Below are 16,335 nucleotides of genomic sequence, written 5' to 3'. Positions count from 1 at the left end.
ACCCATGGTGCCCGAATCTGGCTAACGTGGGACGAAACAGCACTGCTTCAGGGGGACAGCAGCATGACGTACGACGTGATCGTCGTCGGTGGCGGCCCGGCGGGCTCGACCGCGGCCACAGTGGTCGCGATGCGCGGACACCGGGTACTGCTGCTGGAGAAGGAGACCTTTCCCAGGTACCAGATCGGCGAGTCCCTGCTGCCGTCCACCGTGCACGGTCTGTGCGGCTTGCTCGGCGTGGCGGACGAGGTGGAACGCGCGGGCTTCACGCTCAAGCGCGGAGGCACCTTCCGCTGGGGGAGCAACCCCGAACCGTGGCAGTTCAGCTTCGCCATGTCGCCTCGTGTGCCCGAACCGCAGTCGACGGCGTTCCAGGTGGAACGGTCGCGGTTCGACGAGATCCTGTTGCGCAACGCCGCCGCGAACGGCGTGGAGGTGCGGGAGAACTGCGCGGTGCGCGAGGTGCTCGAGGACGGTGACCGCTGCACCGGAGTCCGGTACGTGGACGCCGACGGCACGACGCACACCGCACAAGCACGCCACGTCGTGGACGCGTCCGGGAACACCAGCCGCATCCACCGCACGCTCGGCGACCGGATCCACTCCGACTTCTTCCGCAACCTCGCCGTCTTCGGCTACTTCGCCGGTGGCGCGCGGCTCCCGGAACCCCAGCGCGGCAACATCTTCTGCGCCGCGTTCGACGCGGGCTGGATCTGGTACATCCCACTGCGCGACAACCTGACCAGCGTGGGCGCCGTCGTGTCACCGGAGCTGAAATCGCTGGTGCAGGGAGATCCGCGCGAGGCCTGGACGAACCTGATCGCCGCCTGCCCCGAGGTCGCCGCGAAGCTTGAGGGCGTGCCCACCTCGACCGAACCTCCGTACGACCAGGTCCGGGTGCGCAAGGACTACTCGTACTGGAAGGAGAAGTTCTGGGCCCCCGGCATGGTGCTCGTCGGTGACGCGGCCTGCTTCGTGGACCCGGTGCTCTCCTCGGGCGTGCACCTCGCCACCTACGGCGCGCTGCTCGCCGCCCGTTCGATCAACAGCTGCCTCGACGGCGAGCTGGCGGAGGAGACCGCATTCGCCGAGTTCGAGAGCCGCTACCGCCACGAGTACTCGCTGTTCTACAAGTTCCTCATCTCCTTCTACGACATGCACCGCGACGAGAAGTCCTACTTCTGGTCCGCGAAGAAGCTGACCGAGGTGGACGCCGCGGAGACCGCGGCGTTCGCCGAGCTCGTGGGCGGGCTGGCTTCCGGTGACATGCTCGCCGAGCTCAGTACCGCAGCCGCCGACCTCGGCCGGAGCGTGGAGGAGCTGGCGGTCGCGGCCGACGGGACCAACCCGCTGTACTCCTCGCGCGTCGTCGGCGAGACGTTCCAGGAGGGCAGGAACCTCCAGGACGAGGCCCTGCACGGACCTGCGACCGACCACGGCGCGAGCGGTCTCGTGGTGAGCAAGGACGGATTGAGCTGGGAGAGAAGGTGACCTGGTCCTCCTTCCAGACGGGACCTTTCTCCAGCTCTGCCGTGCTCGGCGCGGTGGTCTACGGTCCCCAGCGCCGGAACCCGCACCTGGACCGCGGTTTCCCCGAGCTGACCGTGCACGCGGTGGCGGACTCCGCAGACGCCTTCACCGAGGTCTGGCACACCGACCGGCCGATCGAGCGCGGCACGCTCGACGGTGTGGTGCACGCACACGACGGTGAGACCCTTTTCTGTGCGGCCAGGATCGACTCTTCGGACGACTGCACGGAGGCGGTCCGGGCCGCCTACCTGACCGCCCTCGGCCTGACCAGGACGCTGGACTACCAGCGAATTTTCCGGATGTGGAACTTCGTCGAGAACATCAACGGCACGAACAGCGAGGGCCTGGAGGTCTACCGCGACTTCTGCCGGGGCCGGGCACAGGCGTTCCACGAGTTCGGGTTCACGGAGGAACAACTGCCCGCGGCCACAGGTGTCGGGGCACTCGGCGGCGGCATCGGTTTCTGCCTGCTGGCCGGCCGTTCCGCGCACCGCGTCACCATCGAGAACAGCCGCCAGGTGCCCGCCTACCGCTACCCGGAACGCTACGGCCCCTCCTCCCCCAGCTTCGCCCGCGCCACCCACGTGACAGCAGCGGGCAGCGGGGCGTCCATCTACGTGTCCGGCACCGCCAGCGTGGTCGGACACGAGACCCTGCACCGCGGCCAGCTCGCCGAGCAGTGCGGCGAGACGCTCGCCAACCTCGAACACCTGCTGAGCGCGGACAACCTGGCCCGGCACGGGCTGCGGCCCGGCAGGCGGCTCGAAGATCTGCGCAACATCAAGGTGTACGTCCGCGACCGGCAGGATCTCCTGACCGTGCGGGAGATCTGCGCGAAGGCGTTCAGCCCGGCCGCCGACATCGCGTTCCTCAACGTGGACCTCTGCCGCTCCGATCTGCTGGTCGAGATCGAGGGGATCGTCTTTCCGGACGTGGCCGGATGAGATCGCGCGCGTTCGGAGCCGGGTCAGCACACGTCGGGGTCGATCAACGACACGAAGGTCGCGATACTTCTGCCATGACGGTGAAAGCGGGCGCGGTCGTGACGGGTGCCGGGCGCGGCGTCGGCAAGCTGGTCGCGCGGATGCTGGTCGACCGCGGCTACACGGTGCTGGTCACCGACGTCGACGAAGCCACCGCGACCGCGACGGCCACCGAGATCGGCGCGATCGCGCGGGTGCTCGACGTGCGGGACGACGCGGCCGTGGAAGCGGCGTGCGACGACATCGTCGCCCGTGCGGGCCGGCTCGAGGTCTGGGTCAACAACGCGGGGGTTCTGGTGACCGGTCCCGCCTGGGAGCAGGACGCCGCCACCCGCAGGCTGATGGTCGAGGTCAACGCCCTCGGGACCATCAACGGCACGGTCGCCGCGATCCGGGCCATGCGCGGTCACGGCGGAGGGCACGTCGTGAACGTCGTGTCCCTCGCGGGCATCACGGCCGTCACGGGCGAAGCGGTGTACGCCGCCTCCAAGCACGCGGCCATCGGCTTCAGCCTCAGCACCCTCGCCGATCTCCGGCAGGCGGGCGTCCAGGACATCGACATCTCGTGCGTCTGCCCGGACGGCATCTGGACGCCGATGCTCTACGACAAGCTCGGTGATCCGGCCGCCGCACTGTCGTTCTCCGGCACGCTGCTGCAGCCAGCCGACATCGCCGCCGCCGTCGCCGCTGTGCTCGACAAACCGAAACCGGTCACCACCCTCCCGAGGTGGCGCGGAGCGCTGGCCCGGCTCGCCGACACGTTCCCGCGCTTCGGACTGCGCGCTGTTCCGTTCATGGTGGCGCAAGGTCGCCGGACCCAGCGCAAGCTCGTGGCACGCAACCAGCAAGACTGATGTACCAGGACATGGCTTCGCCCTCGCCCAACACGACTGCGGTACCGCGCCGGCTGTTCCTGGCCACTACCACGGGAACGCGGCCACCTCGACGTGTGCGCTTCCCGGGTTGAAGTAGGAGATCATCAGCTGGGAGTCGGTCGACAGCTCGGGATGTCCGGTCAGAGCACGACACAGGTCGACGCCACTGCCGCCGGAACAGCCGACCTTTCCTCCGCCGGCACGGGTCCACGGACCGGCCGGGCCGGGTGCCCGCCAGACCTCGAAGCCACCGGCCAGATCCTTCTGCACGATGGCGTTCAGGCCGTGACCGGTGAACTCGTGCACGGACAACGCCAACGGTGCGGCGGGCATGACATTCGTCGCGTTCGCCGGATCCCGTGACATACCTCCGGCGCTGTACCAGCGGTACCCGTTCACGGAACGCCACGACGCCGCATTCGCGGCTACGCGGGCGGTGTAGGTGCTGCCGCCGGCGCACACGCCCCAGGCCGACGCCGTGCATTCCGAGCCGTACAGGTACAGGTAGCCGCCGGAGATGATGGGAGACCCGAGGACTTCCGCGGCCCGCAGTTGCTCGCCGGGCCGGGAGATCACGGTGGTCTGCGCACGGATCACGTTCGCCGCCGGATCGTATTCGGCGATCCCGAAGCGCTGCACGAGGAACGGTGTCGCAGTCCGGGTCACGCACACGTCGCCATAGGTGATCAGCAGCATGCCCTGGTGGGCCGTGACCCCGGTGAGCCACGACGCCGGATACTGGGTGCCGTCGGCGGTGCACGGCTGCCCGCCGGGGTTCAGCAGTCCGGTCGGTGTCGGTAGGAACGGGGCCGGGCCGCCGTAGTGAGGGTGCGGACGTGGCGCGGCCGGCGGAGTCGGCAGTTCGTCGAGATCGGTCGGCACCTGACCGGGCGTGTACGGACCGACAGCCGCGGTGGAGCCGCCGATGAAGTGCTCGCCGTTGAAGTCGGTCCACGCCGTGTCGCAGAACAGCCAGACGCTCCGCCCCGGCGCGTTCGGCAACGCTTGGGAGAACCCGCAGTCCCGGTTGAGGCTGACGCCCCAGTAGTTCTCGAAGTTCGACAGCACCTTGGCCGGTGGTGCGGCGTCAGCAGCCGCGATCCCCCCACCGGCCAACAAAATCATCACGGACAAGAGCACGACTCGTCGCCACACAACGCCCCCTCGGCATCCGAGCACACGAACTTAGCAGCGACGTCGGCTCAGCACGAGGGGCCATCGTGATTGATCATCGCTGGGCCGTTCAGGTCGGCAACGACCCAGCCGCGGCCAGCAGCCGACGGAATCTGACGTACGTCCATTGCCTGTTCAGCTGCCGTCCAGTGGTTCCCAGCACGCTGGAGACGCTGTTGTCGCCCGCCAGGCCGACCGACGAACTTGGAGGACCCGTGCCAATCACAACCAGAGACCCGCGATGGTGACCGGTCGATCACCAAGGGCCGGTCGTCAGATGCGCTGTGCACGGCGTCAGGCATCACCGGCATGACGCGAGTCGGCCATCGCGGTGGCACGGCAGCCGATGGTGATCAGCTGGCCTTCCGAATCCTCGGGCCTCTGACTGTCACCGACGGAGCGAAAGTCGTCGATCCCGGCTCGGCCAAGCAGCGCACTCTGCTGGCGATCCTGTTGTGCCGGGCGAATTCTGTGGTTTCGACGAACGAGCTGGTCGAGACCCTGTGGCCACATGGGCAGCCTCGGACGGCACGGAAGAACCTCCAGGCCTACGTGAGCGGCCTGCGCAAGGCCATCGGCGATTGTTCCCTTGTCTTCAAGGCTGCGGGCTATCAGATCTCACTCGGGCGCTCCGCGCTTGACGCCGCGAAGTTCGACGCGTTGGCGCGGCAGGGCCGGTCGTGTCTGCGGTCAGGTGATCCGAGCAGTGCCACGGGGTTGCTCCGCGCGGCGCTGGATCTGTGGCAGGGTCCGGCGTTGGCGGAGTTCGCGGGGAATCCGGTGTTGCAGCACGAGGCGGACCGGCTGACCGCTCGCCGGATCGAGGCGTACGAGAACCTCGTCGAGGCCCAGTTGGCCACCGGGTCGGTGCTCGACATCCTGGACGAGATCGGGGAGCTGGCACGCGCGCACCCGATCCGGGAACGCCTTCGCGGCCTGCAGATGGCCGCGCTGCATCAGGCCGGCCGGCAAGCCGAGGCCTTCGCCGTCTACGACGAGGTGCGTCAGGAGTTGGCGCGCGAGCTGGGTCTCTCGCCGAGCCCGGTGCTGCATCAGCAGTACCAGGCGATGATCGCCTTGCAGCAGCCGAAACCGGGGAACGCGGCGTCGATGTTCTGGTTGCCGCGAGCCGTTGGCGACTTCGTCGGGCGCAAGCGGGAGCTCGACGAGCTGCTGCGAATCCTGGGCAGGCCGGGCGATGCGGCCGCACCCGCTGTGGCCGTCGTGCACGGCCTGCCCAGCGTCGGCAAGACGACGCTGGCTGTGCACGCCGCACACCGGCTGCGGTCGGCGTACCGCGACGGGCAGATTCTCGTCGAACTCCGGGACCGCGGGACGGGCGATGTGGTCGCGGAACTGCTCCGCAGGCTCGGTGCGCAGCCAGAAGCCGATGCGGTGTGCGAGGAGGACCGGGCGGCGCTGTTACGTGCGCTGCTGGTCGACCGGCGGGTTCTGCTCGTCCTCGACGACGCGACCGACGCGGAGAGCGTGTATCCCCTGCTCCCCGTGGCGGGCGGCAGCGCGGCGCTGGTCACCAGCCGGCGGCTGGTGGCCCTCGACTCCGCCCACTACGTGGGGTTGGACGCGTTCGCCGTGTCCGAAGCGGTCGAGTTGCTCGGCAAGATCGTGGGACCAGCCCGCGTCGGGGCTGATCCGAAGGCCGCCGAGCAGGTGGTACGAGCAGCCCGGCTGCTGCCTCTCGCGGTTCGGGTCGCCGCGACGGTGCTCGTCGCCCGGCCGGATGCCCCGCTGGTGTCGTCCTCAGTGGACGGTGCGGCAGCGGCGCGGGCGGCGATCGCCTCGCTCGTCGACGATCTGAGCATCGAGGAACGGCGCGTTCTCCACCGGCTGGCCGTGATCGGTACCGCCGAGGAGCCGGCTGACAGCACGGCGGATGACGTAGCGCCAGTGCTGGAAAGCCTGCTTCGGGCCCACGTGGTGAGCGATGCGGGCGCCGGGCACGAACCGCGGTATCGGCTGTCCGAGCTTCTCGCGCCGTACGCACGCGAGCTCGTCGAGCCGGTGCGGGATCGAACCGGCCTTGTACCGATCTCGAACCCGGCGTTCCTAACGTCGGTGTCGTCATTGGCACTCGAGTTGCTCGAAGGAGGTTAGCCATGTTGGACGAGCAGGCCATTGCCGACGTCATCCTGAACGTCATGTCCTACAACGACTGGGATGACGGCGAGCTCACGCCGCACTCCTGCGGCTGCTACGCCGAGAACTGATCTGTGCACCGACGGCCGGGGTCGATGCCGAGCTCTGGTAGCGGTCCCGGCCTTTGCTTCGCACCGAAGAATCGGAGTCGACCGATGCAAGACGCGCTCTACGTCCCCCGGCTGTTGAAAGGTGCCCGCGGCTGGTGGTACCTCGGCGGGCACAAGCTGTTGCTGCTCGGCGACGCGGCTGTGGACAGCGGCGGGCGGTTGCGCTCCGTTGTCGAGCATCGGCTGAACGCCATGGGGGTGAACGGTCCGGCCCCGCGTCCGGCTTACGCCCTGACCGTTCTGACCGCATCGGCCTGCAACCTCGGTTGCGCCTACTGTTTCCAGAACACCGCGCCCGACCCGACCGGGGGCAGCCGGCCCCCGCGCATCGCCACGGTGTCGCTGGACCGCCGGACCGCGGGCCGAATCCTGCGATTCGTCTCGGGCAAGATGGCCGAGTCCGGTTTGGACAAACTCGACGTCCACCTCTTCGGCGGCGAGCCCCTGCTCAACCCGGCCGGCTGCCGGGATCTGCTCGAACTCGCCGCGGACCACGGCCTCAGTTCGGCTCACATGACGTCGAACGGGACACTGCTGACCCCCGAGCTCGCTCAGGAACTGGCCGCGCTCGGGCTGGGCAGCGTGCAGATCACGTTCGACGGCAACCAGATCGAACACGACCAGACGCGGGTCCGCCGGTCCGGCACGGGCACGTTCGACGCGATCCTGTCGAACATCGCGGCAGCCAACGAGGTGACCTCGCTGCGCTGGGACCTGCGCGTGAACGTCAGCCAGCGCAACCGGAACGGCATCCCCGAGCTGATCGAGCAGATCGGGCGGCGCGTGGACCCGGCGCGGTGCAACATCTACTTCGCCCTGATCTACGACACGGGCATCGGGTTCGACAGCACCGCCGAACGCGAGTCGGAGTTGATCGACGAGGTGGTCGGCTGGACCGTGCGGGCGACCGAGCTGGGATTCCAGGTGAGCCGGCCGAAGCCTGCCCGGCCCTGCCTGTCCTGTGGATTTCGGGACGGCCGGTTGGGTGCCGTGGTCAACGCGGACGGCACCCTGTACAGCTGCTGGGAGTCGGCGGGCAAGCCCGGCTGGGAGATCGGGTCGGTCGATTCCGGTTACCTGCCGGCGAACCAGGTCGACGGGCGGTGGGTCGCCTGCGGTTACGGTGCGCGCAACGCCGACCAGAGTGAGATCACCAGATTCTCCGACGCGGTTGACGCCAGGATTCTCGACTACCTGCACGACATGGGACGGCTCGACAGCACGGCCGGTCAGTCGTCGCCATGACCAGGCACGGCCCGCTTCGGGACAACGTGGACTTCCGCCGGTACTGGATCGGCCAGGCCGCATCGGATCTGGGCACCCAGCTTTCGCTGGTCGCCTACCCGCTGCTGGTTCTCGCCCTCGGCGGTACGGCGGCGCAGGCCGGTGGGATCGCGTCCGCGTCACTGGCGACCCGGTTGATCTGCCGGCTACCCGCCGGAACTGTCGTCGACCGGTGCGACCGGCGCCGGATCATGCTCGGCAGCGACCTCGTCCGGGCTGTCGTGCTGGCGAGCATCCCCGTCGCGGCACTGCTCGGCGGTCCCGGGTACGTCCACATCCTTCTCGTCGCGGTCGTCGAGGGCGCTGCCGGCGCGGTGTTCCGCCCGGCCGCTGCGGTCGCGGTCCGGCAAATGGTGCCGGCCGACCAGCTCACCGTTGCGCTGTCCCGCAGTCAGTCGCGAGCGGCGGCGGTCTCGCTGATCGGTCCCGCGCTGGGCGGCTGGTTGTTCAGCCTGCACAGGCTGGTTCCGTTCGTCGCCGACGCGATCTCGTACCTGGTGTCGGCGCTGATGGTGGCGCGGATCAAAACGCCGCTCCGCCAGCCACAGCCCGCTCGTGTGCCGGACCGGCGGTTGTCCGCGGGCGTCCGCTGGTTGCTGCGCCGCCGGACACTGCGCAACGTGCTCACCTTCGCGGGCGTGGTGAACATGATCTCGGTGTCCGTCGTGCTGGTCGTCGTGGTGACCGCTGAAGCACACGGACGGTCGGCCACCGCGATCGGGTTCCTGCTCGCCTGCGTCGGCGTCGGAGCGGTGGCAGGTGCCGCCGTCGCGCCCGCCGTCTTGCACCGGTTCCCCGTTCCCGCTGTGTTCATCGGCCTTGGCGTCGGCTGGGTCATCACGACCACCGTGCTCGTTTTCACCTCGGCGCCCTGGGCTGTGGGTGCTGTCCTCGCAGTGGCGTTCGTGTTGTCGCCAACCGGCGGCGTCGTGGTCGGCAAGGCCATGCTGCTTGGTGCACCAGACGAACTGCAGGGCCGGGTCGCCTCAGCCGCCGATCTGCTGATGTCCGGTCTTGCGGCGCTCGGGCCGCTGCTGACCGGCTTCCTGCTCGACGTCACCGGCGCGCGCAACACACTGATCGTCCTCGCCGCGCTCGCCGCCTTGGCCACCGCCGCATGCCTGCCGACGTTCCGGACGCCGGGGTTCCTCGCGGCACCCAGCCCCAGCCAGTCACACGTCCGGACAGGAGAGTCACCATGACGTTCTTCGACAACCTGATCGACCAGTGGGGCGGTCGCGCCGCTTTCCGTGCCGCACTGGGTGAACGACGGCTGCACGGCCGGCTTCCCCGTTCCGACGTCGAGTCACTGGTCTCGTGGGACAGCATCGCCGCGTTGATGATCAACCAGCGGCTGAGCCCACCGAAGGTGAAGGTCGTCCAGACAGCGGGCCGCGCGGTCAATCCCCAGCGGTACCTCGATCAGGAGTCTTCGCCGCGCCGCAAGGACGCGCCGTTGGTCGATCTGGCCCGGCTGCGAGAGATCCTGCGAGGCGGGGCGACGCTGATGATCGACAACATCGACGAGATGGAACCCGCGATCGGCCGGACCGCATGGGAGCTGTCCGCCGCCGTCGGCGAGATCGTGCAGACCCACATGTACGCGACGGCCGGGAACATCCCGGCGTTCCCGCCGCACTGGGACGTGGTCGACGTGCTCGTGGTGCAGGTGGAAGGCTCGAAGCACTGGGACGTCTACGGTCCGGGCACCGTGAACCCGATCGACGCGAAGACCGACCCCGACAACACCCGCCCCGACGAGCCCGAGTGGTCCGGCGTCCTGTCCCCTGGCGACGTGCTCTACCTTCCCCGCGGCTGGTACCACGGGGTGCGTGGCACCGGAGGGACCAGCCTGCACCTCAGTTACGGGTTCCAGAGCCAGACCGGGCTCGCCTATCTGAAATGGCTGTCCACTCGTGCTCGGCACGCCGCTCCGTTCCGTGTGGACATTCCGAAGACAGACACGGACGAGGACGTCGCGCGACATGAGAAGGCGCTGATCGAGTGCCTCAACCAGCTGATCCGGGATCACCCGCTGCGCGACTACCTGGCTGAGCACAACGACAAGCTGGCGGCTCCGGCGCAACCGCGGTTGGCCGGGCTCGGATGACCGCCAGGGACTATCCCAGCGCCGATCGGCTGGATCTGGTGGAGATGGTGCACGGCCACCAGATCGCCGATCCGTACCGCTGGCTGGAGGACGTGGCCGATCCCCGTACGCGCACGTGGCGGGCCGCCCAGGAGGCGCTCTTCCAGCAGGAGCGCGCCAACTGGCCGGACCGCGAGCGCCTGAGCAGGCAACTCGCCGAGCTCTTCTCGTTCGACATCCACACCCTGCCGCGCCCGCGCGGAGACCGGATGTTCCTCGCCCGGCGCGGAGCCGACCAGGAACACGCCGTGGTCTTCGTGCTGGACTCGGACGGCAGTGAGACGACACTGCTCGACCCCATGCGCATCGATCCGACCGGGACGACGACGCTGGAGTGCTGGCATCCATCGGTTGAGGGGGACCTGCTCGCCTACCAACTGGCCGGTGGCGGCGTGGAAGACGGCGGACTGCGAGTGCTCGACGTGGCGACCGGCCAGGTCGTGGACGGGCCGATCGACCGGGTCCGGCGCACACCCGTCGCCTGGCTGCCAGGCGGGACGGCGTTCTACTACGTGCGGCGGCTGCCCGCCGACGCCGTCCCGGCAGGCGAGCAGCACTACCACCGCAGGGTCTACCTGCATCGCGTCGGCACTGATCCGGATTCCGACGTACTCATCTTCGGAACCGGCCGTGAGAAAGCTGACTACTACGGGGTGACGCTGACGGCCGACGGACGGTGGCTGGTCATCAGCGCCGCTGGCGGCACCGCCCGCCGGACCGATCTGTGGCTGGCGGACTTGTCCGAGACCGCGCCGGAGGACCCGAAACTCCGCGTGGTCCAGTCCGGTGTGGACGCACGAACGGTGCCCTACATCCGAGTCGGAACCGAACCTGACGAGCAGATCCCGATCCTCACCGAACGGGACGCCGGGCACGGCCGGTTGGCCACCGCCACCCCCGCGACCATGGCCGACGGCCCCTGGCCGGACCTGGTCGGCGAGGACTCGACCGCTGTCATGACCGACATCGCCGTGCTCGACGGCGCCGAGTTGGACCCGCCGCTCGCCATCGTCGTGCGCGCCAGGCACGCGGTGAGCGAGATGTCGGTGCACAGTCTGCGCGACGGCAGCCAGGTCGGCACGGTTCCTTTGCCCGGCAAAGGTTGGGTACGACACGTGGTCGACCGCGCCGCCGGTGGTCACGAAGCTTGGTTCACCTACACCGATTTCGCCACGCCGCTGACGGTGTACAGCTACGACGCACGCACCGCGGCGGTCCGGAAGGTGGGCCGTCCGTCCATTCCGGACGTACCGAAGATTCACACCCGGCAAGTCGTCTACCCGTCGAAGGACGGCACCCCGGTACGGATGTTCGTGATCTCGTCCTCGGGTGTGGCCGACCGGCCGCGGCCCGCGATCCTCGCGGGCTACGGCGGCTTCAGCTTCCCGATGGCGCCGGACTACTCGCCGCTGGCCCTGGCCTGGGTGCGAGCAGGCGGGGTGTACGTGATCGCGAACATCCGCGGCGGAGGCGAGGAAGGCGAGGACTGGCATCGCTCGGGGAGCCGAGCCCGCAAGCAGAACAGCTTCGACGACTTCGTCGCGGCCGCCGACTGGCTGATCGAAGGCGGCTGGACGACCGAGGAGCAACTCGGGATCTTCGGTGGCTCGAACGGCGGCCTGCTGGTGGGCGCGGTACTCGCCCAGCACCCGGAGAAGTTCGCCGCGGTGGTGTGCAACGCGCCTTTGCTGGACATGGTCCGCTACGAGCGGTTCGGGCTCGGCCCGTCCTGGCGCGCCGAGTACGGCACCGCCGAGGATCCGGAGCAGTTCGAATGGCTGCTGTCCTACTCGCCGTACCACCAGGTTCGTTCCGGTACCGCGTATCCGGCTGTGTTGTTCCAGGTGTTCGACGGCGACACTCGCGTCGATCCGTCGCACGCTCGCAAGATGTGCGCCGCGCTGCAGCACGCGTCCAGCAGCGACCGGCCGATTCTGCTGCGTGCCGAGCAGGACGTCGGCCACGGCCTGCGGGCACGGTCCCGGGCTGTCGAGGTGATGGCCGACACCTTCACCTTCTTCGCCGGCCAGCTCGGTTTGGGGAGACAGCACAGCTAAGGAGACCCATGCCCGTACACGTCTTCGTCGGCCCGACGTTGTCCGCCGAGCAGGTGCTGTCGATCATCGCGGACGCGACGATCCATCCCCCTGCCGCGCACGGCGACCTGCTGCGGCTCGATCTCGGTCCCGGCGACACCGCAGTGGTCGTCGACGGCTACTACCACCAGAACGCCTCGGTGCGGCACAAGGAAATCCTCGCTGTGCTCGCCGCGGGAACCAGGGTCATCGGCTGTGCGAGCATGGGCGCGCTGCGTGCCGCCGAGCTGCACCCCTTCGGAATGATCGGCCACGGCACCGTGTTCGGTCTCTACCGGGACGGCGTGATCAACGGGGACGACGAGGTCGCGATCACCCACACCGAAGGTCCGCGGTACCGGGTGCTCAGCGTGCCGCTGGTCAACATCCGGCACGCGGTCGCGGTGGCCGCGGATCGCGGTGTTCTCCTGCCACAGCAGGGAGATGCCGTGATTCGCATCGCCAGTTCGCTGCACTACACCGAACGCGTGTGGCCGGCGATCGAGTTGGCGGCGCAGGACGCCGCCGACCGGTCCGCCGTCGCCGCGTTCCGCGCCTTCCTGGACGACCACCCGGAAGTCCGTGATGTCAAAGCCGATGACGCCGCGGACACGCTGGCCCGGATCGACGAACTGACCGTGCCCAGGCACCTGGAATGGACGTTCTCACCGGACTGGCGCAACCGGTTCCTGTACGACTGGGAGGCGAACTTCACCGGTGACGTCGTGGCCGGAAAGCACGTGTCACCGGCGATGGTCGCCAAGTACCAACAGATCTACCACCCCGGTTTCCCGGAGAGATGGCGGTCCTTCGCACTCGCTCGCATCGCCGAGACAGCACCGAACCTCAGCGACGATCTGAGCACCTGTGCGCTGGTGGCCGCGAGCGCTCACGGTGTCAGGCCGGCCAGTCTCACCGCGGATCAGTTGCGGTACTGGCTCACCCGGGACGAACACGACCGGCTGCCCGACCGCGACCAACTCCTGCTGGCGCTCACGCGGTCCTACCGAATGCCGAGGATGGCGAGCGACCTGGTGGAAGCGGCGGCCGACCTGGCGGACGACCCGCAAGCCAAGGCGGCGGTCGCCGAGTCCCACGTCGTCAACGCCGAAATGGCCAACCGGCAGAGCATGGGGATCGAGCGGATCAAGGCCGCGGTGATCCGGCGGCAGCTGGCCGAGACCTGGCGGGTCGGCGAGGATCCGGAAACGTTGCTCGCCGCCGCACGCGATCGGGGCTTCGAGACCGTCAGCTCCGCGGTCGCGGCCCTCCGCCCCTATTTCCTGAGACAACAGTTCCGCAAGGCCGTGCCCGCGAAACAGGTGACACCTTGACTTCCTCCCCTCGTGAACGAAGGGATTCCTACGGCTCGCGCCGCGGGGTTTTCTGCTTCGTCACCGACTGCCCGCCCGGAGGATTCCGTTGAGGTCTTACACCGGCTCCACAGACCGTCACCGCCAGCCCGGCGGCCAGGATGTTGCGTGCCGCGTTCACATCCCGATCATGGGTCACAGCGCAGCCGCAGGTCCACGTGCGCACGTGCAGCGGCATCGCCGCCGCGAGCGCGCCGCAGGCCGAGCACAGCTTGGACGACGGGAACCAGCGATCCACCACGACCACTTGCCGCCCGTACCAGTCCGCTTTGTACTGCAACTGCTGCCGGAACTGCCGCCAGCCCGCGTCATTGATCGCACGGGCCAAGCGGTGGTTGCCGACCATGTTCGACACCGCCAGATCCTCGATCACGAGCGTTTGGTTCTCGCGCACGAGCCGAGTAGTGATCTTGTGCAGGAAGTCCGTGCGCCGGTCGACGACCCGGGCGTGCACACGAGCGACCTTGACGCGGGCCTTGACCCGGTTGCTGCTGCCCTTCTGCTTGCGGCACAACACCCGCTGCGCCTTCGCCAGCGCCGTCCGGTCCCGGCGCTCGTGCCGGGGATTGCCGATCTTCTCCCCGGTCGACAACACCAGCAGATGATCAAGCCCGACATCGATCCCCACCACCGCATCCGTGGCGGGCAACGGCGTCACGCCAGGATCCTCACACAGCAGGGACACGAACCACCGCCCCGCCGCGTCCCGCGACACCCTCACCGTCGACGGCACCACTCCCTCGGGCAGTGGCCGCGACCAGCGGATGTCCAGCGGCTCAGCCATCTTCGCCAGCGTCAACCTGCCGTCACACCAGCGGAACGCCGACCGCGTGTACTCCGCACTGGCGTGCGACTTCTTCCGCGACTTGAACCGCGGAAACCGCGCCCGCTTCGCCCAGAAATTGCCGAAAGCCGTCTGCAGATGCCGCAACGCCTGCTGCAACGGCACCGACGACACCTCAGCCAGAAACGCCAGCTCCTCGGTGCGCTTCCACACGGTCAGCAACGCCGACGTGGCCTCGTAGCCCACCCGTTCGCGGCGCTGTGTCCACGCCTCCGAGCGGGCCTGCAACGCCAGGTTGTACACCTTGCGGACACACCCGAACGTGCGCGACAACTCCACCGCCTGCGCCTCGCTCGGATAGAAGCGGAACTTGAACGCCCGCTTCACCTGCCCAGCCACATCCACAAACATATCAGTCCACTATGGAACCCACGCAGCTGGTGACGGACACAGCTTCGCTCTGGCAACGAAACTACTACTCCTACCTGCCCTGCTCCGCAGGGTCCGATTCCTCCCCGCTCTCAAGGACGGGGTCTCCTCGGAGGACTTCAGATGACGTCAACGTCGGTTGCCGGTACCACGAAGGCGTTCTGGACGGGCACCCACCGGGTCCGCGTCCCCGAGGAGACGTGGGCCATCATCCGGCCGAAGCTGGCCCGCTTCGGCATCACCAGGGTGGCGGACGTGACCGGGCTGGACGTCCTCGGGATCCCGGTGGTCATGTCCGTGCGTCCGCTGGCGAAGCTGCTGTCCGTCTCCCAGGGCAAAGGGCAGACCGCCGAGCTGGCCGCCGTTTCCGGGGCAATGGAGAGCATCGAGCTGTGGCATGCGGAATACGCGGTTCCGGCCGCCGCCTACCCGCGCATCCCCGCCCGTGAATTCGACCTGCCCTACGACCTGAAAGACGTCCAGACCGTACCCGGCGGCCTGCTGACCACGGACACACCGCTGGACTGGATGGACGCGGTCGGCATGCAGACCGGTCGTACCGTTCCACTGCCAGTCGCCTTGGTCGGGCTGACCGCACCGTACGAGCAGAGCTGGAAACCGTGCGGACTGCGGTCGGGCAGCAACGGCCTCGCATCGGGCAACTGCAGTGCAGAGGCCGCGTTGCACGCGCTGTACGAGGTGATCGAGCGGGACGCGATCAGCCAGCGGAACTTCAACACCGTGCGCATCGACATCGACCCGCGATCGATCAGCGACAGCACGTGCGCCTCGCTGCTCGACCGGATGTACTCGGCCGGCGCCACAGTGCGGATCTTCCAGTTGCCCAACCGGTTCCGGGTACCGTGCTTCGGCGCAGAGGTCTGGACCGAGGACTTCCCGGTCGTCGCCCTCGGCTGGGGCGCACACCTGGCCGCCGAGGTGGCGGCGTCCAGAGCACTGACCGAGGCCGCACAGAGCAGGCTTGCCACGATCGTCGGCACCCGCGAGGACCTTCCACCGGTCTACGACCACGTGCGCCGAGGTACGACGAATCCGCTCACTCCACCAGAGCAGCCGGCGTCCTGGACCGACGTGACAGCCGGACAAGCCCCTCGCTTCACGGACGTCGCCGATGAGCTGGCGGCAGTCGTCACCCTGGCCACCGAAGTCACGGGCGCTGAGCCGATGATGGTCGACCTGAGCACCGATGACGACATCGCCGTCGTCCGTGTCGTACTGCCTGGCGCTGGAATCGACGTCGATCGCATCCATCCCAACGAAGGGTGAAGCCGTCCTTCCGATGAGCCGGGTCAAAACAGCGAATCGAGGACCAGAACAGCACACGCTTCATTCAGTCCACTTCGGGTTGAATTCGGGTGCTGCGATCACACAATTTCGGCAAATGTCGCTTGC

Annotated in this window: 12 protein-coding genes; 10 read left to right on the top strand and 2 right to left on the bottom strand. The window is 68.4% G+C overall.

All coding sequences use genetic code 11. From position 1 onward, the window contains the following. Nucleotides 1–63 precede the first annotated feature (63 nt). From DI276_RS15795 to DI276_RS15785, 3 genes are all read left to right on the top strand, one after another. On the top strand, nucleotides 64–1,491 hold the full coding sequence (locus tag DI276_RS15795; protein ID WP_112264087.1) for an FAD-dependent oxidoreductase: 1,428 nt from the start codon (nucleotides 64–66) through the stop codon (nucleotides 1,489–1,491). Continuing rightward, nucleotides 1,488–2,474, top strand: a complete 987-nt coding sequence (locus tag DI276_RS15790; RefSeq protein WP_157984735.1) for an FkbO/Hyg5 family chorismatase — start codon at nucleotides 1,488–1,490, stop codon at nucleotides 2,472–2,474. The genes DI276_RS15795 and DI276_RS15790 overlap by 4 nt, the downstream gene beginning before the upstream one ends. Nucleotides 2,475–2,548: 74 nt before the next feature. Further along, nucleotides 2,549–3,367 carry an SDR family oxidoreductase gene (locus tag DI276_RS15785; RefSeq protein WP_112264085.1) on the top strand — a complete coding sequence of 273 codons (819 nt, stop codon included), beginning with the start codon at nucleotides 2,549–2,551 and terminating at the stop codon, nucleotides 3,365–3,367. A 66-nt stretch (nucleotides 3,368–3,433) separates the two neighbouring features. Here DI276_RS15785 and DI276_RS15780 read toward each other — a convergent pair whose 3' ends face one another. Continuing rightward, nucleotides 3,434–4,516: a hypothetical protein gene (locus DI276_RS15780; protein WP_157984734.1), complete on the bottom strand. Its 1,083-nt coding sequence runs from the start codon at nucleotides 4,514–4,516 to the stop codon at nucleotides 3,434–3,436. 354 nt (nucleotides 4,517–4,870) lie between these two features. On the opposite strand from DI276_RS15780, the gene DI276_RS15775 reads away from it, so the two are divergent. From DI276_RS15775 to DI276_RS15750, 6 genes are all read left to right on the top strand, one after another. Beyond that, entirely contained in the window at nucleotides 4,871–6,676 is a 1,806-nt protein-coding gene (locus DI276_RS15775) for a BTAD domain-containing putative transcriptional regulator (RefSeq protein WP_157984733.1), read from the top strand. Nucleotides 6,677–6,873: 197 nt separating this feature from the next. After that, a complete protein-coding gene (locus tag DI276_RS15770) occupies nucleotides 6,874–8,073 on the top strand; it encodes a radical SAM protein (RefSeq protein ID WP_112264082.1) in 1,200 nt (399 codons plus the stop codon). After that, nucleotides 8,070–9,314, top strand: a complete 1,245-nt coding sequence (locus DI276_RS15765; protein ID WP_112264081.1) for an MFS transporter — start codon at nucleotides 8,070–8,072, stop codon at nucleotides 9,312–9,314. Before DI276_RS15770 ends, DI276_RS15765 begins: the two co-directional genes overlap by 4 nt. Beyond that, a complete protein-coding gene (locus tag DI276_RS15760; protein ID WP_157984732.1) occupies nucleotides 9,311–10,222 on the top strand; it encodes a JmjC domain-containing protein in 912 nt (303 codons plus the stop codon). Before DI276_RS15765 ends, DI276_RS15760 begins: the two co-directional genes overlap by 4 nt. Then, a complete protein-coding gene (locus tag DI276_RS15755) occupies nucleotides 10,219–12,318 on the top strand; it encodes a prolyl oligopeptidase family serine peptidase (RefSeq protein WP_112264079.1) in 2,100 nt (699 codons plus the stop codon). Before DI276_RS15760 ends, DI276_RS15755 begins: the two co-directional genes overlap by 4 nt. 8 nt (nucleotides 12,319–12,326) lie before the next feature. Beyond that, complete coding sequence (locus tag DI276_RS15750) at nucleotides 12,327–13,670, top strand: TfuA-like protein (protein ID WP_112264078.1); 1,344 nt, start codon at nucleotides 12,327–12,329, stop codon at nucleotides 13,668–13,670. Between the two features lie 28 nt (nucleotides 13,671–13,698). Here DI276_RS15750 and DI276_RS52040 read toward each other — a convergent pair whose 3' ends face one another. After that, nucleotides 13,699–14,892, bottom strand: a complete 1,194-nt coding sequence (locus DI276_RS52040; protein WP_232836680.1) for an RNA-guided endonuclease InsQ/TnpB family protein — start codon at nucleotides 14,890–14,892, stop codon at nucleotides 13,699–13,701. Between the two features lie 153 nt (nucleotides 14,893–15,045). Between DI276_RS52040 and DI276_RS15740 the strand changes: the two genes are divergently transcribed. After that, nucleotides 15,046–16,209 carry a YcaO-like family protein gene (locus DI276_RS15740; protein ID WP_112264076.1) on the top strand — a complete coding sequence of 388 codons (1,164 nt, stop codon included), beginning with the start codon at nucleotides 15,046–15,048 and terminating at the stop codon, nucleotides 16,207–16,209. Nucleotides 16,210–16,335 lie beyond the last annotated feature (126 nt).

Origin of the sequence: Lentzea terrae (assembly GCF_003265345.1) — a bacterium.
GTDB lineage: Bacteria > Actinomycetota > Actinomycetes > Mycobacteriales > Pseudonocardiaceae > Lentzea > Lentzea terrae.
Note: the sequence above shows the minus strand (reverse complement) of the source record. Positions and strands in the feature narration are given on the sequence as shown.